Raw genomic sequence first — 23,603 nt, forward strand, 5'->3', positions numbered from 1 at the left:
GTTTTAAGAAAGAGCGTGCCTCCCTTTGGCCGCCTTGTCTGGAGGTAAATATGTTTCGCTGGTTTGCTTCATTCTTTTTGACCTTCAGCATTGCAATTCACCCCGCTCTTTCAGCAGAAGAACCGGGTATCAGTTCATCTGAAATCAAAATCGGATCGACATTTGCTTTTAGCGGTCCGGCCTCGCCTCAGGGAAACGTTGGGCGAGCAATTATTGCTTACATCGACGCGCTCAATGAGCGAGGTGGAATTAACGGCCGCAAAATCAAATTCATCGCTCTGGATGATTCTTACAATCCGGCGAAAGCCATAGAGCACACGCGCCGACTGGTGGAGAGCGATCAGGTCGCGTTTATGTTCAGTCAGTTGGGAACAATCAGCAATTCCGCAACGGCGAAGTACCTTACCGCTAAGAAAGTGCCCGGTCTCTTTATCGTTAGCGGCGCAGCCAAATTCACAAACACTGACGAATATCCTTACACGACCACTGGGCTTCCGAGTTCGTTCAAAGAAGGAAAAATTTACGCACGGTATATCGCCGAAACGCTCCCGACTGCGAAAATCGCGATCCTGTATCAAAGCGACGATTTGGGAAAAGATTTCCTTGTGGCTTTCAAGGACTACCTCAAGGCAGATTACGCCAACCGGGTAATCTCCGCATCCTATGACATAACTGATCCTACGATCGATTCACAGGTGATAACTCTCCGAAGCTCGGGTGCCGATGTGCTCCTTTTTGCTGGTTCTCCTCGATTCGCCGCGCAAACCATCCGCAAGGTCAATGAGCTGGGCTGGAAGCCTCTGGTTATTATCAACTCGGTTTCTAACTCGGTTTCCGCAACGCTCACGCCGGCGGGCTTGGACAAGTCGGCGGGTGTCGTGACTGCTTCGTTATTCAAGGATCCAAATGATCCTAAATGGAAAGACGACGTTGGAGTGAAGGATTACGTGGCGTTTCTGGCGAAGCATCTGCCATCGGCAGATCCGGCGGATGCGCCCTACATGCTGGGAATGCAGCAAGCACGACTTCTTGAGCAAGTCTTAAAACAGTGCGGCGATGACCTCTCGCGGGCGAACATTGTTAAGCAGGCCCGCAACTTAAGAAATTTGACTCTACCCTTGGTTCTCCCAGGGATTCAAGTGAATACGGGCCCCGATAACAACCAGGCGATCACGCTTCTCCAGTTACAGCGATGGACCGGGACGAGCTGGGAGAGGATCGGCGGCGTTGTCGGCGGCTCAGATAGATAGGTGGTTTCAAGAGCCGCCTAATGCAGTGAAAGCCGCCAAAATGATTAAAGCAATTGCAGAAGACAGTGAGATCAGGTCGCGCATTCTGAATGCCGCTGAAGAACTCTTCGCAAAAAATGGCCTGGAAACATCTATCCGAGAAATAACAGAGCTCGCGAATGTTAATATCGCCGCGGTGAATTATTATTTTAGTTCGAAAACGGCTCTTTCGGAAGCAATTTTTGAGCAGTTATCTCAGCGCATTAATATCAAAAGGCTCTCAGACCTCGAGAGCCTTCTAAGTCTTGCGCGGAACGAATGTAGACCCCCTTCCTTGCGGGATATTGTGCTCGCGTTCATACGGCCGTACTTCGAGCCAGGGTCAGATGGGAAGTTGCTCGCTCGCCTGATACTTCAGAGTCGCATTGCTCCCACCTCGCTAACTAAGGTCATTGTGGAGCGTCATTTCGATCCGATGGCGAAGCGCTTCATTGAGGCCTTTTCGCTCGCGTGCCCTTCTGTGGAAGCTTCCAAGTTTTACAGGCGATACGAGTTTATGGTCGGTACTGTTGTCTTTACCATTTCTGATCCTGCCGGAGGCAGCCGCATGAGGCGACTGTCGAATGGTCGGATCGACGTTGATGATCCGGACGTGGCTTCCTCGCTTGTATCGTTTGTGATCGGTGGACTGTCGGCGGACGACGGCTTGGTGCCAGATCAGAGTGGTTGAGCGCCCGTGTGAATTGTCGCCACCGTTTGTGCAGCGGGTGGGTGCTGTCGTTGCCTTCCACAAAATCAGTGTGTCAGAAAGAAACAATGAGTGTAGATCTCAAGTCAATCGCTTTTGGCAGTGATCGAGGTGCTGCGAAAAGCGGCAAGCTTTCACTCGTATTAGGTCAAGGACGATACTCGGATGACGTGAGGGTCCCTGGGCAAGTCCATGCGGTTTTTGTGCGTAGCACGGTAAGCCACGCTATCATCGGGTCTATCGATATTAAAGACGCTGCAAAAATGCCCGGCGTACTCGCGATTTTTACCGGCGCTGATCTTGCGGCCGATGGCATCGGCGAATTTCCTATTCTCGCAAGCGCAATAGGTCGCGATGGAAAACCAATGTTGGTGGCGACAGCGCCGGTCCTGGCGGTCGACCGCGTGAAACACTCGGGTGAGCCAGTCGCGATTGTTGTAGCTGAATCCGAGAATCAGGCGGCGGACGCCGCAGAGGCGGTTCTTGTACATTGCGAGCCGCTTAGGCCGGTCCTGAATATCGAGGATGCAATGAAGCCTGGTGCTCCACAGCTTAGCGAGCACATTCCCAGCAATATCGTGCTTGACTGGACCAGCGGCGATCTGGAGGCCGTTGAAGCTGCATTCAAGAGCGCTCATCACATCGAGCGCATTCGCTTGAACGACGACCGCGTGGCCGCGGTATCAATGGAGCCACGTTCGGGTATTGCTAATTGGGATGAGCAGAGCGGACGGTTCACTCTAATAACTGCCACCCAGGGCGTCGCGGTCGTTCGTAAAGTCATCGCGGAGTCTGTTCTTAAGGTTCCCGTCGATTCATTACGTGTACTGACGGACGACGTCGGTGGCGGGTTTGGAATGAAAATACAAGCATACTCCGAGTATGCTGCTATCCTTTACGCCTCCAAGAAACTGAACAGGACAGTGAGGTGGAAGAATTCCAGATTAGAAAGCTTTCTCAGCGATACTCAGGGGCGCGGCTATATCATTCACGGTGAAATAGCGCTCGACGCTGAGGGGCGAATCCTGGCGCTTCGAGTCAATAACATGATCGGGCTTGGAGCTTACACGTCCCCTTTCACAACAGCTTTTTCGACAGTGAACACCAAGAATTGTCTTTCAAGCGTATATAAGATCCCCGCCATCGAAATGGGAGCAAAAGTTGTTCTGACAAATATGGTCCCGTTAGGTCCATATCGAGGAGCGGGAAGGCCTGAAGCTATCTATGTTGTTGAGCGCCTCATCGAGGCGGCGGCACGATCAATGAAGATAGATTGCGTTGAACTGCGAAGACGCAATCTTATCGGCACGGACGCTTTTCCATATCAGACGGCTGTTGGACCTATATACGATAGCGGCGAGTTCGAAGCCGTTATGGATAAGGCGCTAGAACTGTCGAACTGGCGAACCTTTCCGGAGCGTCGCGCCGAGGCGGAGACGCGCGGTAAGATACGCGGCATTGGAATTTGTTGCTTTCTTGAGGTTGCAGGTGCGATCCTTAACGAGAAGGCGGACATTCGATTTAGCAAGGATGGCTATCTGGAAGTTCGTATGGGTGCGCAAGAGATGGGGCAGGGTTTTAATGCCACCATGTACGATGTCATCGCTTCTCAGGTAGGCGTGCCGGTTGATCGCGTAAAACTGATTCAAGGTGACAGCGATGAAATCCACGAAGGGCTGCCTTCGCTTGCATCGCGGTCACTCATGATGGCAGGAAATGCAGCGGTCTTGGCCTGTAGACAGGCGATTGAGAAGGGACTCCCGATCGCTGCGCGCGTGTTTGAAAGCGCGCAGGAAGACATTGAATATCGGGATGGGCACTATCGGATCGCAGGAACCGACCTAAGGCTCTCTATTCTTGATATTCCGGCCAAAGCGTCATCACTCGAAGGCGATCTTGACGAAACGGTTCTCAACACGGTGGCCGAGTTCGTTTCGCCACAACTGACGTTTCCGAACGGATGTCATGTCTGCGAGGTTGAAATTGATCCCGACACGGGTGTTGTAGCGGTCGTTAACTTTACAGCCGTCGACGATGTCGGCAACGTGATGAACGAAGCCGCCGTGTGTGGACAAATTCACGGTGGTGTCGTGCAAGGCCTCGGACAGGTGCTTGGTGAGCAGGTCGTTTATAACAGTGATGGGCAACTGCTAACGTCCTCGTTGATGGACTATTTCATGCCGCGTGCGAGCGATGTTTCGTCGATAACAACCGCTCTTCACGTTGTCCCGTGCACAAACAATCCTCTTGGCGTGAAAGGGGCGGGCGAATCCGGTGTGGCTGGCGCGCTTCCTGCGTCGATGAATGCAGTTTTGAACGCGTTGGCTGGCAAGGGTATCGATCATTTTGATATGCCGGCGACGCCATATCGACTGTGGCAAGCTCTTCAGCACGCCAGTTCATAAGCTAGTCCTTTGCGGCCGTAAAACAGCGAGAGCTTCACGATGAACACCAAGGATGTCGGTGCGGACGCATGGAACGACCCGCGCATAATGGCCGGTATGGATCGTCAATTGAGACTGCTCGACAGTTATGTGCGTCAGGGATTTCACTTAGGTGGCTGGAAGCTGGGACTCGGCGCACCGGCTGCTCGCGAAGCCCTCGGATTGCCGGCAGCAGCTATGGGTTTTATCCTTCGAAGTGATTTTCGCCAGAGCGGCGCAACTGTCGCGTTGGACGGTTGGAAACAACCCATGTTGGAAGGCGAAGTTGCTGTACGGTTTGCCGATGCGGTTACAACGAAAATGAACGATGAGGAGATATTGAAACGAATTTCTGGGATTGGATTAGCAATCGAACTCGTCGACATCGACGTGACAGCGAGAAATGTCGAAAGCATCGTCGCCGCGAATATTTTTCAGAAACATGTGGTTTTAGGATCGGAAGCTTCAGAATGGCGTGAGGACGATATTGCTCGAAGTGCAGCGGACGTGAGTGTGGACGGCAAGACGATGCACTCAACCAATGAGCCAATGGCGCTGACCGGCGGCATCATGCAGAACGTCAGGCATGCCGTTCTCTACCTCGACGCGTTTGGCCGCCAATTCAATCCTGATGACATTTTGATCACAGGGGCAATGATGCCCAATATCAATATTGCGCCTAATCAGTCCGCAAAGCTTTTAATGAAAGCCTTGGGCTCGGTCGAAATCAACTTTGCGTAAACAACGTTGGCTCTGAGATAAATCCTGGCCTGTTCCTCTGCCGCCAATCAATCGTGAATGAGCTTTGATCCGCACTGACCATCTTAATATAATGGGACAACATGATCCAGATTTCGCTTATCGTGAATGGAAGCCCCGTCACATCGGAAGTCGACCCTCGTACGTTGCTTGTTCAATATTTGCGCGAGACGTTGGAACTGACTGGGACACACGTCGGTTGCGATACCTCTCAGTGCGGTTGTTGCGTTGTCCACATCGATGGCAAGGCCACCAAGGCTTGCACAACGCTTGCCGTGATGGTGGACGGTCAGGAGGTGACAACGATTGAAGGTCTCGCTGGAAAGGGGGGGCTGCATCCGATGCAGAGAGCCTTTCATGAAAACCACGGTCTTCAATGTGGCTTTTGTACCCCTGGCATGATCATGACCGCCGTCGACTTAGTGCGACGACGAGGTCACGATTTAAGTGATAATTTGATCCGCGAGGAACTTGAAGGGAATTTGTGCAGATGCACCGGGTACAACAGTATCGTGTCATCTATTGCAGCGGGCGCCGCGGCGATGGCCGAATCCGAGCGCATTTAGGGGATCGGGCATGTATACATTTGCATATCAACGGCCCAACACCGTCCAGAGCGCTGTCGATTGTCTTCGCGAGAATGACGAGGCCAAGCTGATTGCAGGTGGGCACACCCTGGTGCCCGTTATGAAGCAGCGACTGGTCAACCCGTCGGTCCTCATCGACCTTAGCCGTTTGGAGGAACTGCGGCGTATTGAAAAATCAGGGCAGGATCTTCTCGTGGGTGCAACGAGCACGCACGCAGAGGTGGCAGGCTCGGCAATCGTTGCTGAGACGAATCCTGCTCTGGCCGAGCTGGCGGGGTCGATCGGTGACCCAGCTGTGCGTCACCGTGGCACAATCGGTGGCTCGCTCGCCAACAACGATCCAACGGCAGATTATCCTGCGGCTGTTTTGGCACTGAATGCAACCATTGTCACAAACAAGCGCAGCCTTGAGCCAGAGCAATATTTTCGAGGTCTCTTCACTACGGCCTTAGACATTGATGAGATTATAACGTGTGTAAAATTTCCACATTGGACAAGGACGGCATATCAAAAATTCCGAAACCCGGCTTCGCGATACGCTTTGGTTGGCGTGTTCGTTGCGCGACGGACTTCCGAGGTTCGCATCGCTGTGACCGGTGCAGGTTCTGATGGCGTATTCCGATTGACGGCCTTCGAAGACGCACTGCAGGAACGTTTTTCGCTCAAAGCACTTGAAAAACTGTCGGTCTCGCCTGCCGGGCTCAACAGCGACGTTCATGGAAGTGCTGAATACCGAGCTCATTTAGTCGGCGTCTTGACGCGGCGTGCGGTAGCGATAGCGCTGGAAAGTTAGAGAGCACAAGGATAATTGCGAGTGGCGATCTTCAGGATATCGCACGCAGTCGTGCCTTAACAGATTGCACGATAGAACAAGTCAGATAATCTTGAGCTCCGAACTTCTGGCGCTAAACTCTAGCTCCGGGTGGTCCAAAGTTCGGTCTCGCTGCAATGTCACCGAGGCTCTACTTATCGGCGGATGAAGGTCGGGGCTCAGGTCACTGGCTACATTTTCGGGAGCTGCGCACAATCCGATCCTTCGGATTTGGCTGGATACTCTGATAAGGTGGAAGCAGGCGCGCCAAATGGGCGACGAGAGTCGCCGCGTCTGTGCGTGCGATAAGCAGGCTTTTTGATCACCCAAAGGTAAGCCACGATGACTTGCAGGGAGCAAACGAGCTCCCTGTTGTCTCGCCAGCGGCCAGTTTGCTGAACTTGCGCACTGCGTTAGAGCCAGCGGTGCCGAGTGCGTCTTGAACAAAGCCAAATACTTTCGCCGCATCGCAACCCGCTACGAACAAACCGCCGGAGCCTCTTTCTCCACGGTCCAGCGCGCACGATATGGTCGCGTCAATGTCCACGGCTCCCAGCGTGTTAGCGGTCGAGCGCACGTTCGTTGGCTATTCTCTCATGAGTCCAACAAGCGCTCAAGGTGCTCAAGGTCGGTGACCAGATGCGCGTAGCGTGGCATCGTGTACCGGAGCTCTAGTTCAAGGGCCGTCGGAGACGACGCAGCGACACAGTCGCTCACAACCGTGACATGAAGATCCCTCTGCACGGCATCGCGCAGCGATGAGTCAAGGGTCAGGTCGCCAAGCGGCCCGGCCAGGATCAAATGCTCCAGGCCACGTGACTCGATCAGCGCGTCGATCTCAGGAAGCCCGAAGATGCTAAAGGTCGAGCGTTTCGGCAGCACGACATCGGACGGTGACGGTCCGACGGCCGACGCGATATCGGGCGCATCTGGTAGACTTGAAAGTGCGCGTTCGATCTCGCGATGCGCGGGCGTCGGAAAGGATGTGTGCGGGTGCGCGGCTATTGGGGCGTGGATGACCAAGAATCCTCGGGACCGCGCCAGCCGTGCGAGACTGGCCAAGGATACAGCCAGAGTCGGATCTGGCGAGATGAATGCGCGTTGCACATCAATGAACACCACGGCCGTCTTGTCGGCAGGGTAGTGGTGATAGGCGCGTAGGCCCCGCCGGACATACCAGCCGGTAGCGGCATTGAGCAGGTGGTTGAGCATCCGTCAGGCTCCCATTGATTCGAGCAGGGTCGATGTATCGGTGACCTGGTGTCCAATGCGCGGGTAGTTCTCGCGGATGGCGAGGTCGTGTTCGATGGGCGCAAACGCCGCAACGGCATCGGTGACCAACGTGACGTGGTAACCGAGGTCCACGGCGCTGCGTGCAGTGGCTTCGATGCACGAATTCGTCACAAGGCCGATGATGATGAGATGCGTGATGCCGCGGGCCTGTAACTGTGGGTGCAGATCGGTACCCGCGAAGCCACTCGAGCACGAATGTTCACTGGATATGATATCGCCGTCGGCGGGGGCGAGCTCGGAAAGGAACTTGCCGCCAAACCGGCCCTCTGCGAAAATGTGCGATCGCTCTTGCATGAATTGCGTTGGATGCAAGTACTTCCGTCCGGTGAGGCCATTCGGCCGCCAGCGATGGTGAGGCGCGTAGGCCACGGTCATCCCACGGTCCCGGGCAGCCTTGAGGATAGATCGGGCCTTGGCAATCATTCCGTTCGAGAGCGCCACGTTCCTCATCATCAACCAAACCTGACCGCGTCTGGACAGGAAGTCGTTGTAGGGATCCACCAGGACCAGTGCCGTATTTTTGATATCAGGCATTCGATACTCCAACAGGGATGTGCAGAGGTTTCGCGTTAACTATGATAATCATCATGATTGCCTTAAGCATGATGATTATCATGCATGAAGCATGATAGTTATCATGTAAGATGTCAGTGTTCAATGCGAAAAGGGATCCCATGCGCTACCCCGTGGCCGAAACAGCGGAAAAACATACGAAAATCCTCAGCGCAGCATCTGCGCTGTTCCGCGAGTACGGGTTCGCTGGCGTCAGCGTTGGGAAAATCATGCAGGCCACCGGGCTCACACATGGGCCGTTCTATAACCACTTCGAGTCGAAGGAAGCCTTGATTTACGAGAGTCTCCATGACGCTTCGGAAAAGGCGCTCGCGGCCATGGATGCGGCGGCTGATACGCCGGAAGGACTATTGGCGTACCTGCATGGCTACCTGAGTGAGGAACATCGCGATGCGCCCGGCCAGGGATGTCTGTTGGCTGCATTGGCCTCTGAGATTGCGCGAGAACAGGATGTCCGCTCTGTCTTGACGCGTCATGTGGTCGCGATGACTGACAAGCTGCAGCGGCTATTCCCTTGGCGCGTCAAGAAGAATGCGCGGGGCAAATCCATTCGAATGCTTTCTACAATGGTCGGAGCACTTACGCTCGCGCGTGCCGTCAACGATCCTCAGCTTTCGCAGGATATTTTGCGCGAAGCGCGCGACATGATCGAGGCAAATCCTTTGATCGCCAGAAGGGTGGCTCGGGAAATCTGAACAGCGAGGATGAGTGGATTGTCGGCCTGACGGCGGCCAAGGTGGCCGCGGATAGGGAGGCACGATGAGTAAGCGATCGCGCCGGCATTCAAGGCGGAAGTGGCGTTGGCTGCGTGAAGGGCGAGACGAACTTTGGCCGAACTGGCGCAGCAGTATGACGTTCACCCGAACCCAATCACGCAGTGGTGGGCGAAGCTGCTGGAGAGCGCGGCCGACGTATTCGGCGCGGAGCCGGCGGTGGACGTGAGGGTACTGCACGCCAAGATCGCAACTTGACGCTGGCGACCGATTTTGGAGGCGCGCCCGGCAAGGCCGGACTGTTGCCGAGCGCAAGCCGTTGGTCGCAGTGAAGAGACCGCTTTGATATCCAATATCCATAGGTGCTGCGGCACCTCGCACGCGGCAGGAACTCAACATCCCATCACTATTCACTGGTCCCGGCCGCTTGGCGATCTCACTCGATACAATTATTTGTTTCGCGCTTTAAACGCCCGCATTCGCTTCCGTCGCTCGTCAGTGTATTCGGGCGTGGGGTGCGCGGTCGCATCTGAAAGATTGACCGCGTTCCGGCATCCGATACAAACGCCATCCAGGCCCACCTCGCCGCCGCAGTCGTTGTGAAAAAGGCGGATCGCTTTGGGCTCGTCCGCACGCTTGCACCAACGTTCGCCAAAAGACCGCAACGCTAGGATCACAGGGTAGTAGTCTCTGCCCTTGTCGGTGAGCAGATATTCGTGACGCAGCGGGCGCTTCTCGTAGACCCTGCGGGTTATCAGGCCATCACCCTCCATCCGCCTCAATCTACCCGCCATCATTTGTGCTGTTGCGCCGGTCTGGGCCTGAATGTCATCGAAGCGTGTGCAGCCTGCGAACAATTCTCTCAGGATGAGGATCGTCCATCGATCACCAGCGAGCTCAGTGCACCGCGCGATCGGACACAAGGTCTGTTCCGCCGGGACAGAATCCGACATTGTCGACTCTCCTTTTCATATTCTCTTGACACTATGATAATCATAGTCGATATTTCGTCGGGGCGCTAACCGACCAAGTGCCACGTCCTCCAGGAGACGCCTGATGCCTAATATTCACTATGATTCAAGCCGGACTGCGCTGCTGCTGGTGGATCCCTACAACGACTTTTTGGCGGAAGGGGGCAAGCTGTGGGCCTTGGTCCAGCCCGTGGCGGAGGCCGTGGGCCTTCTTGACAATCTCCGCTCCACCGTGGCGTCAGCTAGGAACAAAGGAGTTACTGTGTTCTTCGTCCCCCATCGCCGCTGGCGAGAGGGAGATTATGAAGGCTGGGATCATCCCAACCCGTCGCAGATCGGCACAAACCAGCATCAGGTTTTCGCCAAAGGCAGCTGGGGCGGCGAGTGGCACCCCGATTTCGTGCCGCAGAAAGGCGACGTCGTAGCTGGCGAACACTGGGCGCAGAGCGGCTTTGCCAACACTGATCTCGACGCTCAGCTAAAGCAACGTGGCATCACCCATGTCATCGTCGTTGGATTACTCGCCAACACATGCATCGAGTCCACGGCACGCTTCGCTATGGAAATGGGCTATCATGTTACTCTGGTTCGCGATGCGACGGCCGCATTCAGCCACGAGCATATGCATGCCGCCCACGACCTAAACGGCCCGACCTTCGCGCATGCCATTACTACTACTTCGGAACTTGTCGCTACACTGGCGCACCCTGGTGCAGCCGTAGCAATCTAGACCGCGAAGCCATCCACCGCGATGACGAGCACATCGGGTCCATCGTCAGGACACTTGCAGAGCCGGCTGTCATGGCCTCGGCACTGGGATGCGACGCGGCGCGATGGCTTGCCACACGCGACGACAGCGTGTCGTTAGGTGAGATCCCAAACGCCAATTCGCTCGATCTTCGGTGCCAGCGATGCAATGGCAGTCTACGCTTACCTGCAGGCCAAGGCGTTCACAGGTCCAAATGAATCCTTCATCCTGGACGTCGGTCACTTCCCCATCAGGAACGGCCTGGCGAGATCAATGAACTACGACGGGCCAGCGTTGCAGCGCACCCCCGCCGCCGCGAACGACATGACCGCAAGCGGGCCGGACGAATGAGTGCGGTGGCGGTGAAATTCGGTGCGGGCGAAGGGCCAAAGCGGCGGCGCGGGCGGCCTCGTCAATTCAATCGCTCCGACGTGCTTGACCGCATGACCAATGTGTTGCTTGCGAGCGGCCTTGAAGGCGCCACCATGGCGCAACTGAGCGCTGTGTCCGGCGTGAACAGGCCGAGCCTGCGCCTGGCCTTTGGAGAACGCGACAGCCTCATTTGTGCAGTCATCGAGCGCTATCGATCCCGGATTGGTTCTGCGCTGTGCCATCTTTCCAGGGAGCCGCTGCAGGAAGCCCTCCAGAGCATGCTTCGGCACTTCATTTCGATCTATTCGCGTGAACCCCCCGCGCCGAGCGGCTGCCTTCTCCTGGCCGTCATGCCTCCGGTACCCGGTTCGCATCCGGCCGTGAGCGCCGCAATTGAAGATGCGCGGCTGGAAATTCGCGAAGCCCTTGCGCAACGCATGCTGACGGCACAGCGCGGCCTATCGGCAAACGCCGCGTTAGTGCTGACGCAACTTTGCGTCAGCCTGATTTCCTGGCTCGCAGTCGAAGCACGCGCGGGCGCTTCGCGTGCCTCGTTGGAAAACGCAGCCGATGCGTTTGCTGCCTTCATTGCCGGGTGCTCTGGATCGTCGACAAATCTAATTGAGAGGCAGCGCGGTTCTGTATAGCTGCAGAGTTGTAGTGCGTAAGCGCATGGGACAGTCGGGCGCGATAATGGCAGAGCACTCGCGTACGTGACACCAACTGGGACGTATTCACGCGTCGTTCCGGTCCCCATCGATAGTCCCGCCAAAGGGACATCGGAATACTATAAGCTTCAAGGCGATGCCGCGCGGATGAACGCACGAACATACTTGATCGTCTCGAAGCGCTTGAAAGGGAGTGTGAGATCGCTGGCGCAAGCATGCCCGGTGCTAACGATGTTAATAAGCACTGAAAGTGGGCCCCCGATTCAGGCGGACGATCGGAGCAAATATCGCAGATTTGCGTCGTGTGGGGAGAAGCGGTAGCGGTCTACTGACTCGAACCCCCGACACCCGCCTTTCCGGTTGCGTTTCTCATATCAAACTTCACGTGCCTCGTCCCTCTTTGCTCAATGGAGATGGTTTAGTTCACCCGACGTGGGTCATGCGTTTCGGCTGGCATCCTGTTCAGTGTCTGCCCGATTTTGCGATATGGCCGCCGTTCCTGCGTAGGAGAAGGTTGCTGCCTTTACGCGACAGCCAGGGCTGCCATCATGATTGTTAGGTTTTATCGCGACGCTGCGACCGTCCATGACGTGTACACCACAACCAGAAATTTCGCCAGACACGCCGCTTCGCCTTGCTGATGCCGTGAAGATCGCGTTTCCTTTAGGAGGAATGACGGTCGCGGGTTTGCGTCGTGAGCGCGATCGTAATCGATTGGTTATTGAGAAGATTGCCGGCAAAGAATTTACAACGCTGGCTCATATCGAACGGATGCGAGAGCTATGCCGCGAAGAAGCAAGGGAGCCAGACTTCAGCTCAAGGCCGCTCGCAGAAACAAGAGCGGAAAGGTCACTCACCAAGCAACCTGGATCATCAGAGACAACGGCCGGGATGTCAGCACAGGCTGCGCTGCAGATGAGATTGCGGTCGCAGAGGAAAAACTAAGGGATTACATAACCTCTAAACACACCCCGAAGAGACGAATCCGCCACATAGACGATATCGCAATCGCGGATGTCCTCTCGATTTATTTGGATGCGCAGCTGGATAAGCTTCGCAGTCGTTTCAACATCAATAGCGAAAGCGAAGATACCGTCCCCGATATCCGCAAGTTCAAGAAGCGAATCGAACGGTTGAACGAGTGGTGGGGAGCAAAAATGCTGGGCGAGGTCAATGGGGAGGCATGTCGCTCCTACGCCAAGAAGCGCGGCAAGAAGGGAGGCGCGCGCCGAGACCTTGAAGATCTCCGTGCTGCCGTTGGTCACCATGGAGCCGAAGGATTTCATCGGGAAATCGTCAAGGTCTCGCTGCCAGAGAAGGGCCAACCGCGAGACAAGTGGCTGACGCGCAGCGATGCGGCCAAATTGGTTTGGACCTGCTGGCGCTATCGCGAAATGCAGAAGCGCTCGCGTCGGCCGAAGGACGACGTGAAGGTCCCCACAAGCAAGCGTCCCCTGCGCCATCTTGCTCGGTTCATCTTGTTGGGGATCTACAGCGGAACCCGGGCAGGAGCTATTGCAGCCGCATCTCCCATTCCAGCGATCGGTCGCTCTTACGTCGACTTGGAGCGCGGCCGCTATTACCGTCTAAAACAGGGCAGTGCCAAAACAAACAAGCGGCAGCCAACCGTCCCGATACCCTTGCGCTTGCTTGCTCACCTACGGCGCTGGCACCAGATTGATCCAGAGGCGAAGCATTTCGTCGAGTACAACGGAAGGCCCGTTACCTCGGTCAAAACGGCATTCAAGAGTGCCGTGAGGCTTGCAGGCCTTGGTCCGGGAATCTCCCCTCATACACTGCGACACACCGCAGCGACTTGGCTTATGCAGAGAGGCGCGGATCCTTGGCAGGCAGCCGGCTATCTCGGAATGTCGCTTGAGGTGCTGCTCAACACCTATGGCCATCACCATCCCGATTATTTGTCCGATGCCGTCGACAAAATCGCCAAGCGCGATCCAGCCGGCGAACGAAAAGCGCACGTATCTGGTGCGGTTTCTGGTGCGGTGATTCCAATCAGACGAAATGGCGCCTGATAAGTTGCTGATTTCTTTGGTGGGCCCGGCAGGACTCGAACCTGCAACCAGACCGTTATGAGCGGCCGGCTCTAACCATTGAGCTACAGGCCCCGCCGCAGGCGGCTGCGCGAAGCGGCCGGCAACGGTGCCGCCATCGTTTACAGGGTACCCGCTGGTCCCGCAATGCTCGAGCATGATCCGTACCCGAATGGCCGCATTGGCGCAAAGCGGGCACCGGTTTTCCGATAAATCATGCTCCAGGAGAGCAAGCCTCAATCCACCGAAACCCCGGCGAATTCGACCACCTTGCGCCACTTCTCGGTCTCGTCCTTGACCAGCTTGCCGAATTCGGCCGGGGTCATGGGCTTCGGAATGCCGCCGACCTCGGCGAGCCGGGCGACCAGCTTCGGGTCCTTCAGCGCATCCCCGACCGCCTTGTTCAGCGTGGCGATGATCTCCGGCGGCGTGCCCTTGGGCACCGAGATGCCGTAGAAGCCGACCGATTCGAATCCGGGCACGGTCTCGGCGATCGTCGGGATATCCGGCACGCTCGGCCAGCGCTTCGGCGAGGTGACGCCGAGGCCGCGCAGCGTGCCGCCGCGCACCTGCTCCAGCGCGGTCGGCAGATTGTCGAAGATCAGCTGCACCTTGTTGGAGATGATGTCGGGAATCGCCGCCGCCGAACCGCGATAGGGCACGTGCAGCATGTCGCACTTGGTCATCGCCTTGAACAGTTCGGCCGACATGTGCACCGAAGTGCCGTTGCCGGAAGACGCATAGGAGATCTTGCCGGGATTGGCCTTGCAGTAGTCGATGAACTCCTGGACGGTTTTCACCGGCACGTCGTTGGCGACCACCAGCATGTTGGTGAGCTGCATGATGCTCGCAACCGGCTCGGTGTCGCGGATGAAGTCGTAAGGCAGCTTCTTGTACAGCGAGGCGCTGATCGCATTGTTGGGTGCAACGAAGATCAGGGTGTAGCCGTCGGGCGGCGAACTGATGCCGGCAGCGGCGGCGATGTTGCCGCCGGATCCCGTGCGGTTCTCGACCACGAATTGCTGTCCGAAACGGTCCGACAGCCACTGGCTCATGATCCGCGCCACGGTGTCAACCGGGCCGCCCGCGGTGAATCCGATCATCCAGCGCACCGGCCGGTTCGGATAATCGGCGGCGGAGCAGGGCGAAATGATCGAGGCGAAGCCGAAAGCGCAGGCGAGAGCGAAAAATGCGAAACGCCAGTAGCGGGTCATGGAGCCTCCCGTTCTTGTCATTGGTTTGGTGGGCATGCTTCCACAATCGGGGGCTTGTCTTCAAGCCCGGTTGCGCGATGATGAGGCACTTTGGCGCGCAGGGAACGAAAAGATGAATCTCGCCTGGATCATTTGCGCGGCGGTGCTCCTCGCCGCAGGCCCTGCCGCGGCGCAAGAGGGAGGCAAGACCATTTCAAGGACGGCAATCAGCCTGGGAACCGCTACGCCCGGCGGCGGCTTCCCGCTCTATGGCAACGCCTTCGCAGAGGCGATGAATGCGGCGGATCCGTCGATCGCCATCGAGCCGCGCAACACCAAGGGCAGCAACGAGAACATCCCGCTGCTTGAAAAAGGCGAACTCGACATCGCGCTGGTGGCCGGCGAGCCCGCCTATGAGGCCTTCATGGGCATCGGCCGGCCGGCGACGCCGTTGAAGATATTGACCGCGATGTATTCGAGCCCCGGCATGTTCGTGGTGCGGGCCGACAGCCCCTACAGGACCATCCGCGATCTCGCAGGCCAGCCGGTGGCGTTCGGCGCCAGGGGTTCGGGCCTGCCGATCCTGTCGCGCTATGTGCTTGACGGCATCGGACTGAAGCAGGACGACGACTTCAAGTCGATCTATCTCGATCGCGCCGGCGACGGCCCGGCGATGGTGCAGGATGGCCGCGCGGCTGCGCTGTGGGGCGCCGGCATCGGCTGGCCCGGATTTGCCGCGGTGGCATCGAGCCCCGGCGGCGCGCGCTTCATCGCGCCCGATGCAGGCGAGATCGCGCGCATCCGCGCCAAGCATGCGTTCCTGAAGCCGCTGACGGTGCCTGCCGGCAGCTATCCGAACCAGGCGGAAGCCATCAACTCGGTCGGTTCCTGGAGCTTCGTCCTGACGCGCGCGGACCTGCCCGACGACATTGCCTATCGCCTCGCGCGAACGCTGCACGGTGTCGAGGCCGCGCTCTGCAAGAAATTGCCGCAGGCCTGCGAAACAACGGCCGCAAGCACCGTGGCCGCCGCGCCGAAGCAGGAGCTGATCCATCCCGGCGTGATGAGGTATTTGCGGGAGATTGGGGTAGTTAAGTGATGCGAATGGTGAGTGGCGAATAGCGAATGGAAGTTCCCATTCGCTACTCGCAATTCGCCATTCGCCTGTCTCATTTCTTCACCAACGCACATTCCGGATTCGGCGGGCCGAACGCTTCGTCGCCCGGAATCCTGGCGAGGATCTGGTAGTAGTCCCACGGATATTTCGATTCTTCCGGCTTCTTGACCTGCACCAGCCAGAGATCATGAACCATCAGATTGTCCTCGCGCAGCCTGCCGTTGCGCGAGAAAAAATCCTCGATCGGCTTCTCGCGCATCTTCGCCGCCACCTTGAGCGGCTCGTCGGTGCCGGCTTCCCTGATGGCGTTGAGATAGGACATCGTGGAGGAGTAGACGCCGGCCTGCCACATCGTCGGCATGCGGTTCATCTTGGCGAAAAAGCGCTTCGACCACTCACGGGTCTTGTCGTCCATGTCCCAGTAGAACGAGGTCGTCAGCAGCAGGCCCTGCGCCGCCGGCAGGCCCAGGGAATGAATGTCCGTGATTAGCGCCAGCAGCGCCGCCATCTGCTGGCCGCCCTTGAACACGCCGAACTCGGCGCCGGTCTTGATCTCGTTCATGTTGTTGGGAGGACCGGCAGCGATGCCGATGATTTTGGCCTTCGAGGCCTGCGCCTGCAGGACGAAGGACGACAGGTCCGGCGTCGCCAGCGGCGGGCGCACTGCACCGAGCACCTTGCCGCCGAGCCTGGTGACCACGGCCGAGGCATCGCGCTCCAGCGACTGACCGAAGGCATAGTCGTCGGTGATGAAGAACCAACTGTCACCGCCGCGCTTCACCACCGCCTGCGCCGTGCCGACCGCCAGCGCGCGGGTGTCGAACACCCACTGCAGCGCATAGGGCGAGCAGAATTTTCCATGGAAGTCGGCCGTGCCGGTCGAATGCACGATCAGCATCTTCTTCTTGTCGTTGGCGATGTTCTGCACCGCAAGGCCGACCGCCGACACCGGCACGTCAACGATCACGTCGACCTGCTCGACGTCATACCAGCGCCGCGCGATGCCGCCGCCGATATCGGGCTTGAGCTGATGGTCGCCGACCACCACGCTGATCGGCTTGCCCAGCACCTTGCCGCCGAAATCGTCGATCGCCATCTGCACCGCGGTCACCGAGCCCTGGCCGGTCGGCGTCGAGGCCGGCCCGTTCATGTCGGTGAGCACGCCGATCTTGACGACGTCGTCGGAAACCTGCGCGAGCGCGGCCGATGATGCGAGCATCACCACTGCGTACGCCGCAGCTGCGGAAAACTTCCCGGAAAACATTCCAATCCCTCCCTGGAGCACCGGCGCTTTGGCCGTTTCTTGCACTTGTGCGCCGGCTCGATAGCGCTAAATGGTCTCATTTGCAACTAATTTGCAATCCGCTGGGGCGGCCCATCCCGGATACTGCGGGGGCCGCCGGCTGTCTGTCCCTACAACTGGGGACATCGCCGGCCGGTTCGGCGGCGCGCCTGCGGCGAAGCGGAAGCGGTATTTGGTTCTGTATTTCCGCCCCGATTCAGGGCATAGGCGAACCATGACCTCGCTCCAGCGCCTGCCGGCTTCGCTCACGCGGCTCGATGTCGCGCTCATCGCATTGCTGAAGGGGGTGGAACCGGTGGCGCCGGTGGAACTGGCGCTGGCGAAGGCACGACGGTGCATTGCGGCCGAGATGCCGCAGCTTGCGGCGTACCCGCCGCGCGACGTCGCCGCCACGGACGGCTTTGCATTTCGCGCCCACGATCTCGTCGGCGCGTCGTCCTATTCCCCATTGCCGCTGATTTCCGCGCCGCGCTGGGTCGAGGCCGGTGAGGCCATGCCGGATGGCTGCGATTGCGTGGTGGATGCGGACGCGGTCGATGCGTCAGGGCCGATTGCCCAGGCCATTGCGGAAGCCGTGCCGGGGCAGGGGGTTCGCCGCGCCGGCAGCGATATCGGCGAAGCCAGCCAATGTGTGGCGGCCGGCCGGCGCATCCTGCCGCACGATCTCCTGATCGCGGGCGCCGCGGGGCTGACGAAGCTGCGCGTGCGCCGGCCGCGCCTGCGCATCGTCAATATTCCGGGCGGTGTGCTGACGGCGAATTTAATCGCCGAAAGCGCGGGGAATGCCGGGGCCGAGGCGAACGCCATCGAAGCGCCGGGACGCGATGCGGCATCGCTTGCGGGCATGCTTGATACGAGAGGCTGCGATCTCCTCATTACGATCGGTGGCAGCGGCGTTGGCCGCCGCGATTCGACGCTGCTTGCGCTGGCCGCGCGCGGCGAGGTGATCGCCCACGGCATTGCCCTGCAGCCCGGCCGTACCGCGGCGGTCGGCCGCATCGGCGAGACGCCCGTCGTGGTGCTGCCGGGTGCGCCGGACCAGGCCCTTGCTGCGTGGTGGACGCTGGCGTTGCCGGTGCTGGACCGCCTGTCGGGCCGCCGGCCGCGCAAGACGGTCCGTCTGCCGCTGGTGCGCAAGATAGCCTCCGGCGTAGGCCTCGCAGAAGTCGTGCTGCTGGAGCGCAAGGATGGCGCCTGGGTGACGCTCGCCACGGGCGAGCTTTCGCTGGAAGCGATTGCCAACGCGGAAGCTTGGCTCGTCGTGCCCGGAGGTTCGGAAGGATTTGCAGCAGGCACGCCGGTCGATGCTTATATGCTGAGGGAATGATAAGAACGTAGGCATGACCAACGCCAAAGCACCATTGCCGGCGGCAAGCGATGGGATCGACCAGGGCCAGTTCCTGACCATCCTGTCGCGCGAAGAGGCGATTGCGCGTTTTGAGGCCGCGCTGTTCCCGCGGGCCGTACCGGGCGAGCGCCGCAGGCTTGCGGATGCGCTCGGCTGCGCGCTGGCGGAAGACGTGATGGCGCCCATCGACGTGCCGCCTTTCGACCGCTCCAATGTCGACGGCTTCGCCGTGCGCTCCGTCGATCTCGCCGCCGCAGGCGAGGGGGCGCCCGTGCGCCTGATCCTCAACGACGAAGTGATCGCCTGCGGCATAGCGCCGATGCGGCCGGTGCTGTCGGCCACTGCAACGCCGATCGCGACCGGCGGTCCGGTGCCGCGCGGCGCGGATGCCGTCGTGATGGTCGAGCACACCCAGCCGTCCGGCAACCGCGCCATCGACGTCCGCCGCGCCGCCTCGCCGGGGCAGTTCGTCTCCTATGCCGGCTCGGACATCGCGCGCGGCGAGGCGCTGCTGCGCGCGGGCACCGTGATCGGTTCGCGCGAGATCGGCATGCTGGCCGCATGCGGCATCGCCGAAGTCCTGGTGGCGCGCCGTCTGCGCGTGGCGATCCTGTCGACCGGTGACGAACTGGTGCAGCCGGGCGTGCCGCTGCGGCCTGCCGCGATCTATGACACCAACGGCGCCGTGGTCACCGCGGCGATTGCCGAGAATGGCGGCGAGACGAATTTCCTCGGTGCTGTCCCCGACGACGAGCAGGCGCTGGAAGCCGCGATGCGCAGCGCGCTGGCGGCGAGCGATATGCTCGTGCTGTCGGGCGGCACGTCCAAAGGCGCCGGCGACATTTCTCACCGCATCATCGGCCGGCTCGGCAAACCCGGCATCATTGCCCATGGCGTGGCGCTGAAGCCGGGGAAGCCGCTGTGTCTGGCCGTGTGCGATGGCAAGCCGGTGGTGATCCTGCCGGGATTTCCAACCTCGGCGATGTTCACCCTCCACGACATGATCGTGCCGGTGCTGCGCAGGATGGCCGGCCTGCCGCCGCGCAGCGACGCGAAGATTTCCGCGCGCGTGCCGGTGCGGGTTGCTTCCGAACTCGGCCGCACCGAATTCGTCATGGTGTCGCTGGTCGAGGGCGCCGACGGCCTGATCGCCTACCCTACGGGCAAGGGCTCGGGCGCCATCACCTCGTTCGCGCAGGCCGACGGCTTTCTCAAGATCGACGCGCTGGCCGATCAGTTGCCGGCGAACTCCGAGACCGAGATCACGCTGTTCACGCCGCATGTGCGGGTGCCCGACCTCGTCATCGTCGGCAGCCACTGCACCGGCCTCGATCTCGTCACCGCACCGATGGCGCATGCAGGTCTCGTCGTGCGCTCGATCGCGGTCGGCAGCCTCGGCGGGCTGGCGGCCGCCAAGCGCGGCGAGTGCGATCTGGCGCCGATCCATCTGTTCGACGAGAAGAGCGAGACCTACAACACGCCGTATTTGGCCGATGGCCTCGAACTGGTGCCGGGCTGGCGCCGCATGCAGGGCATCGTGTTCCGCAAGGGCGACGCCCGCTTCGAGGGACGGAGTACGGAAGACGCCGTGCGCGCTGCGCTTGCGGATGCCGCCTGCATCATGGTCAACCGCAACCAGGGGGCGGGCACCCGCATCCTGATCGACCGCCTGCTCGATGGCGCTCGTCCGGACGGCTACTGGAATCAGCCGCGCTCGCACAACGCGGTGGCGGCAGCCGTTGCGCAGCATCGCGCCGACTGGGGCATGACCATTGCGCCGGTCGCGCATGCAACGGAACTGGGTTTCATTCCCTATGCCGAGGAGCATTATGATTTCGCGCTGGTGAAGGCGCGCGAGCAGCGGCCGGCCGTGCAGGCGTTTCTCGATGCGCTGGCGTCGGAGGCAGGCCGCAAGGCTCTGGAACAAGCGGGCTTCAGACCCGTATAAGGGGAAACGATGGCAAGGCCGCTCAATGTTGCGATCATCGGCGCGGGCATGGGTGGCTTGGCGACCGCGGCAGCACTGCGCAAGGTCGGCATCGACGTCACCGTTTATGAGCAGGCAAGGCAGTTCGCGCGCCTGGGGGCCGGCATCCAGGTCGGCTGCAATGCCATGAAGGTGTTGCGCGGGCTCGGCCTTGAGCAGCGCATGCGCAGCCATTCCTTCTATCCGCGTTCCTGGAACAACCGCGACTGGTGCACCGGCGAGGTCAAGTTCGACATGATCTTCGGCGAGAGCGCCGAGCAGAAGTTCGGCGCGCCCTACCTGCTCGCCCATCGCGGCGACCTGCATGCGGCGCTGGCGAGCGCCGTGCCCGAGCAATGCGTCAGGCTGAACCACAAGCTGGTCGGGCTGGATGAGGCGGCCGATGGCGTGCGTCTGACCTTTGCCGATGGTGCGACCGTGACCGCCGATGCGGTGGTCGGCGCGGATGGCGTGCATTCGGTGGTACGCGACATTCTGTTCGACACGGCACCCGTGAACTACACCGGGCGCATCGCCTATCGCACGACCTATCCGGCCGCATTGCTCAATGGCGAAAAAATCGACGACTGCACCAAATGGTGGGGCGAGGACCGCCACATCGTCATCTATTATGTGAAGCCGGACCGCAGCGAGATCTATCTGGTCACCAGCCAGCCCGAACCGGATTTCCGCATCGAGTCATGGTCGGCCAAGGGTGACGTCGGGGAGTTGCGCAAGGCATTCGCCGGCTTCGACCGTCAGGTCGAGCAGGTGCTGGCGGCCTGTCCCGACGTGCACAAATGGGCCATCGTCGACCGGGAATCGCTCGATCGCTGGGCCGAGGGCAAGGTGACGCTGCTCGGCGATGCCTGCCACCCGATGACGCCCTACATGGCGCAGGGCGCGGCGATGGCCATCGAGGACGCCGCCGTGCTGTCGCGCTGCCTCGACGGCGTCGGCCGCGACGGCGTGGCGGACGCGTTCCGCCGCTTCGAAGCGACGCGCAAGGAACGCACCTCGCGCGTGCAGGCGACTTCGCGCGCGAATACGTGGCTGAGGCAGCGGACCGACGCCGACTGGGTCTATGGGTATGATGCGTGGACGGTGCCGCTCGCGGCGTGATTATTCCCCATCGAGCGCCGCCAGCCGGTCGGCCTCCGCGATGTCCTCGACCGTATTGGCGTTGAAGAACGGATCGAGCGGCGTGACCGGCCACGTGACGGTGGCCAGAGGGTAGCGCGCCGTCCAGCGGTCGATTTTCCTGATGTCCTCGATCACCAGTGAATGGCGGAGCTCGTCGCGCAAGCTCACGTTCCACAGGCCGATTACCGGATGCGATTGTCCGTCGGACGCGGCGACGGCGAGCTGTGCGTTCTCGGCGATGAGCGCCGCGTGCAACCGCGAAACGAGATCGCGCGGCAGGAACGGACAATCCGCCGCAGCGCTCAGCACCAGCGAGACATCGGGCCGGTTCGCTGCGACCCAGTCCAGTGCCGCCAGAATGCCGGCAAGGGGACCAGGGAAGTCCGCGACGCTGTCGGCGATGACAGGCAATCCGAACGGGGCAAAACGCGCGGGATCGCCGTTGGCGTTGATGATCAGCCCGTCGCATTGCGGCGCAAGGCGCGCGATCACGCGATCCAGGATGGTGCGGCCGGCGATTGTGCGCATCGGCTTGTCGCCGCCGCCCATCCGCCGCGCGAGACCGCCGGCAAGCAGCACGCCCGGGATTTTCGGGGCGCCTTCGCGCGCGGCGTCAGTCGTCACGCGCTTCGCCCTTGCGCTTGTGGCGCGCGGATTCTTCCTCGACGTAATCGAGGTTCTGGTCATAGACGAGGCGCTCCTGGCCGGACAGCGCGATGAAACGCTTGCCGCGCGTGCGGCCCACCAGCGTGAGTCCTACCTGCCGCGCCAGTTCGACGCCCCAGGCGGTGAAGCCGGAGCGCGAGACCAGGATCGGGATCCCCATCCGCACCGTCTTGATCACCATCTCCGATGTCAGCCGCCCGGTCGTGTACATGATCTTGTCGGCGGGATCGACGCCGTGCTGGAACATCCAGCCCGCGATCTTGTCGACCGCGTTGTGACGGCCGACGTCCTCGGTGTAGCAGATCGGCGCACCCTGCTTGCACAGCGCGCAGCCATGGATCGCGCCGGCCTCGAGATAAAGCGAGGGCATGGTGTTGATGGCATGCGTCATCTGGTAGAGCCACGATGTCCGCAGCTCCGCCTTCGGCAGCGCCACGCTCTCGACTGCTTCCATCAGATCGCCGAACGCCGTGCCCTGGGCGCAGCCGGAGGTCTGCGTGCGCTTCTTCAGCTTCTGCTCGAAATCGGTGTTGTGCTCGGTGCGAACGACAACCACCTGCAGGTCGTCGTGATACTCGACCTCGGTGACGACGTCGCCGTATTTGAGCATGTTCTGGTTGAGCAGGTAGCCGAGCGCCAGATATTCCGGATAGTCGCCGATCGTCATCATGGTGACGATCTCCTGGGCGTTCAGATACAGCGTCAGCGGCCGCTCGACGGGGACCTTGATCTCGACCGCGGCCCCGTGCTGGTCGGTGCCGCGGACGCGCTCGGTCAGCCGCGGATCGTCCGGATTCGGCACGATCAGGGGGATGGGGGCCTTTTCGATCTTCATCATGGCCGCGACGTTAGCATGACTTTCCCTGCGCTCCGATATAATGCAACAAGGGTCTGGATTTAAGGCCGGTTCCGGCCGGTCTG

Annotated in this window: 22 protein-coding genes, 1 tRNA gene and 1 pseudogene; 16 read left to right on the forward strand and 8 right to left on the reverse strand. The window is 59.9% G+C overall.

Annotated features, from left to right (window positions below):
- The first annotated feature begins 50 nt into the window (after window positions 1-50).
- From HZB49_RS00505 to HZB49_RS00530, 6 genes are all read left to right on the forward strand, one after another.
- Complete coding sequence (locus HZB49_RS00505; RefSeq protein ID WP_291608475.1) at window positions 51-1,250, forward strand: ABC transporter substrate-binding protein; 1,200 nt, start codon at window positions 51-53, stop codon at window positions 1,248-1,250.
- Between the two features lie 25 nt (window positions 1,251-1,275).
- Window positions 1,276-1,959, forward strand: coding sequence for a TetR family transcriptional regulator (locus tag HZB49_RS00510; RefSeq protein ID WP_291608476.1), 684 nt, complete (start codon window positions 1,276-1,278; stop codon window positions 1,957-1,959).
- A gap of 86 nt (window positions 1,960-2,045) precedes the next feature.
- Window positions 2,046-4,382 (forward strand): xanthine dehydrogenase family protein molybdopterin-binding subunit, encoded by a 2,337-nt coding sequence (locus tag HZB49_RS00515; RefSeq protein WP_291608477.1) that lies wholly within the window; start codon window positions 2,046-2,048, stop codon window positions 4,380-4,382.
- Between the two features lie 39 nt (window positions 4,383-4,421).
- Entirely contained in the window at window positions 4,422-5,141 is a 720-nt protein-coding gene (locus HZB49_RS00520; protein ID WP_291608478.1) for a hypothetical protein, read from the forward strand.
- Between the two features lie 101 nt (window positions 5,142-5,242).
- Window positions 5,243-5,725: a (2Fe-2S)-binding protein gene (locus HZB49_RS00525; protein WP_291608479.1), complete on the forward strand. Its 483-nt coding sequence runs from the start codon at window positions 5,243-5,245 to the stop codon at window positions 5,723-5,725.
- A gap of 10 nt (window positions 5,726-5,735) precedes the next feature.
- Window positions 5,736-6,539, forward strand: a complete 804-nt coding sequence (locus HZB49_RS00530; protein ID WP_291608480.1) for a xanthine dehydrogenase family protein subunit M — start codon at window positions 5,736-5,738, stop codon at window positions 6,537-6,539.
- A 612-nt stretch (window positions 6,540-7,151) separates the two neighbouring features.
- On the opposite strand, the gene HZB49_RS00535 is transcribed toward HZB49_RS00530, so the two are convergent.
- Together HZB49_RS00535 and HZB49_RS00540 are read right to left on the reverse strand one after the other, a co-directional pair.
- The gene (locus HZB49_RS00535) at window positions 7,152-7,769 is read right to left on the reverse strand and encodes a cysteine hydrolase (protein WP_291608481.1); all 618 of its coding nucleotides are present in this window, start codon (window positions 7,767-7,769) and stop codon (window positions 7,152-7,154) included.
- Between the two features lie 3 nt (window positions 7,770-7,772).
- A complete protein-coding gene (locus tag HZB49_RS00540) occupies window positions 7,773-8,384 on the reverse strand; it encodes an isochorismatase family cysteine hydrolase (protein WP_291608482.1) in 612 nt (203 codons plus the stop codon).
- 140 nt (window positions 8,385-8,524) lie between these two features.
- On the opposite strand from HZB49_RS00540, the gene HZB49_RS00545 reads away from it, so the two are divergent.
- Window positions 8,525-9,118, forward strand: a complete 594-nt coding sequence (locus HZB49_RS00545) for a TetR/AcrR family transcriptional regulator (protein ID WP_291608483.1) — start codon at window positions 8,525-8,527, stop codon at window positions 9,116-9,118.
- Between the two features lie 75 nt (window positions 9,119-9,193).
- A pseudogene (locus HZB49_RS00550) lies at window positions 9,194-9,385 on the forward strand (IS3 family transposase); the annotation flags it as partial.
- Window positions 9,386-9,585: 200 nt separating this feature from the next.
- On the opposite strand, the gene HZB49_RS00555 reads toward HZB49_RS00550, so the two are convergent.
- Window positions 9,586-10,089: a helix-turn-helix domain-containing protein gene (locus HZB49_RS00555; RefSeq protein WP_291608484.1), complete on the reverse strand. Its 504-nt coding sequence runs from the start codon at window positions 10,087-10,089 to the stop codon at window positions 9,586-9,588.
- Window positions 10,090-10,192: 103 nt separating this feature from the next.
- On the opposite strand from HZB49_RS00555, the gene HZB49_RS00560 reads away from it, so the two are divergent.
- The 4 genes from HZB49_RS00560 to HZB49_RS00575 all read left to right on the forward strand — a co-directional run bounded on the left by HZB49_RS00560 (window position 10,193) and on the right by HZB49_RS00575 (window position 13,928).
- Window positions 10,193-10,837 carry an isochorismatase family cysteine hydrolase gene (locus HZB49_RS00560; protein ID WP_291608485.1) on the forward strand — a complete coding sequence of 215 codons (645 nt, stop codon included), beginning with the start codon at window positions 10,193-10,195 and terminating at the stop codon, window positions 10,835-10,837.
- 186 nt (window positions 10,838-11,023) lie between these two features.
- A complete protein-coding gene (locus HZB49_RS00565) occupies window positions 11,024-11,206 on the forward strand; it encodes a hypothetical protein (protein WP_291608486.1) in 183 nt (60 codons plus the stop codon).
- Window positions 11,203-11,874: a hypothetical protein gene (locus HZB49_RS00570; protein ID WP_291608487.1), complete on the forward strand. Its 672-nt coding sequence runs from the start codon at window positions 11,203-11,205 to the stop codon at window positions 11,872-11,874. Before HZB49_RS00565 ends, HZB49_RS00570 begins: the two co-directional genes overlap by 4 nt.
- 803 nt (window positions 11,875-12,677) lie before the next feature.
- Window positions 12,678-13,928 carry a site-specific integrase gene (locus HZB49_RS00575; protein ID WP_291608488.1) on the forward strand — a complete coding sequence of 417 codons (1,251 nt, stop codon included), beginning with the start codon at window positions 12,678-12,680 and terminating at the stop codon, window positions 13,926-13,928.
- Between the two features lie 17 nt (window positions 13,929-13,945).
- Here the strand turns inward: HZB49_RS00575 and HZB49_RS00580 are convergent.
- Together HZB49_RS00580 and HZB49_RS00585 are read right to left on the reverse strand one after the other, a co-directional pair.
- Window positions 13,946-14,021, reverse strand: a tRNA-Ile gene (locus tag HZB49_RS00580).
- 161 nt (window positions 14,022-14,182) lie between these two features.
- The gene (locus tag HZB49_RS00585; protein ID WP_291608639.1) at window positions 14,183-15,049 is read right to left on the reverse strand and encodes a tripartite tricarboxylate transporter substrate binding protein; all 867 of its coding nucleotides are present in this window, start codon (window positions 15,047-15,049) and stop codon (window positions 14,183-14,185) included.
- Between the two features lie 223 nt (window positions 15,050-15,272).
- Here HZB49_RS00585 and HZB49_RS00590 point away from each other — a divergent pair, with 223 nt between their 5' ends.
- Window positions 15,273-16,238: a TAXI family TRAP transporter solute-binding subunit gene (locus HZB49_RS00590; RefSeq protein ID WP_291608489.1), complete on the forward strand. Its 966-nt coding sequence runs from the start codon at window positions 15,273-15,275 to the stop codon at window positions 16,236-16,238.
- Window positions 16,239-16,308: 70 nt separating this feature from the next.
- Here HZB49_RS00590 and HZB49_RS00595 read toward each other — a convergent pair whose 3' ends face one another.
- Window positions 16,309-17,520 (reverse strand): ABC transporter substrate-binding protein, encoded by a 1,212-nt coding sequence (locus tag HZB49_RS00595; RefSeq protein WP_291608490.1) that lies wholly within the window; start codon window positions 17,518-17,520, stop codon window positions 16,309-16,311.
- Window positions 17,521-17,773: 253 nt separating this feature from the next.
- On the opposite strand from HZB49_RS00595, the gene HZB49_RS00600 reads away from it, so the two are divergent.
- From HZB49_RS00600 to HZB49_RS00610, 3 genes are read left to right on the forward strand one after another with little or no spacing between them, the layout of a single operon-like run.
- A complete protein-coding gene (locus tag HZB49_RS00600) occupies window positions 17,774-18,886 on the forward strand; it encodes a molybdopterin-binding protein (RefSeq protein ID WP_291608491.1) in 1,113 nt (370 codons plus the stop codon).
- A 13-nt stretch (window positions 18,887-18,899) separates the two neighbouring features.
- Entirely contained in the window at window positions 18,900-20,855 is a 1,956-nt protein-coding gene (locus tag HZB49_RS00605; RefSeq protein ID WP_291608492.1) for a molybdopterin biosynthesis protein, read from the forward strand.
- A 9-nt stretch (window positions 20,856-20,864) separates the two neighbouring features.
- Window positions 20,865-21,995, forward strand: a complete 1,131-nt coding sequence (locus HZB49_RS00610) for an FAD-dependent monooxygenase (RefSeq protein WP_291608493.1) — start codon at window positions 20,865-20,867, stop codon at window positions 21,993-21,995.
- Here HZB49_RS00610 and mobA read toward each other — a convergent pair whose 3' ends face one another.
- Together mobA and fdhD are read right to left on the reverse strand one after the other, a co-directional pair.
- Window positions 21,996-22,640, reverse strand: coding sequence for a molybdenum cofactor guanylyltransferase MobA (gene mobA, locus HZB49_RS00615; protein WP_291608494.1), 645 nt, complete (start codon window positions 22,638-22,640; stop codon window positions 21,996-21,998).
- Complete coding sequence (gene fdhD / locus HZB49_RS00620) at window positions 22,630-23,520, reverse strand: formate dehydrogenase accessory sulfurtransferase FdhD (RefSeq protein ID WP_291608495.1); 891 nt, start codon at window positions 23,518-23,520, stop codon at window positions 22,630-22,632. Before fdhD ends, mobA begins: the two co-directional genes overlap by 11 nt.
- Between the last annotated feature and the right edge of the window lie 83 nt (window positions 23,521-23,603).

Origin of the sequence: Bradyrhizobium sp. (assembly GCF_016219575.1) — a bacterium.
Taxonomy (GTDB): Bacteria; Pseudomonadota; Alphaproteobacteria; order Rhizobiales; family Xanthobacteraceae; genus Bradyrhizobium.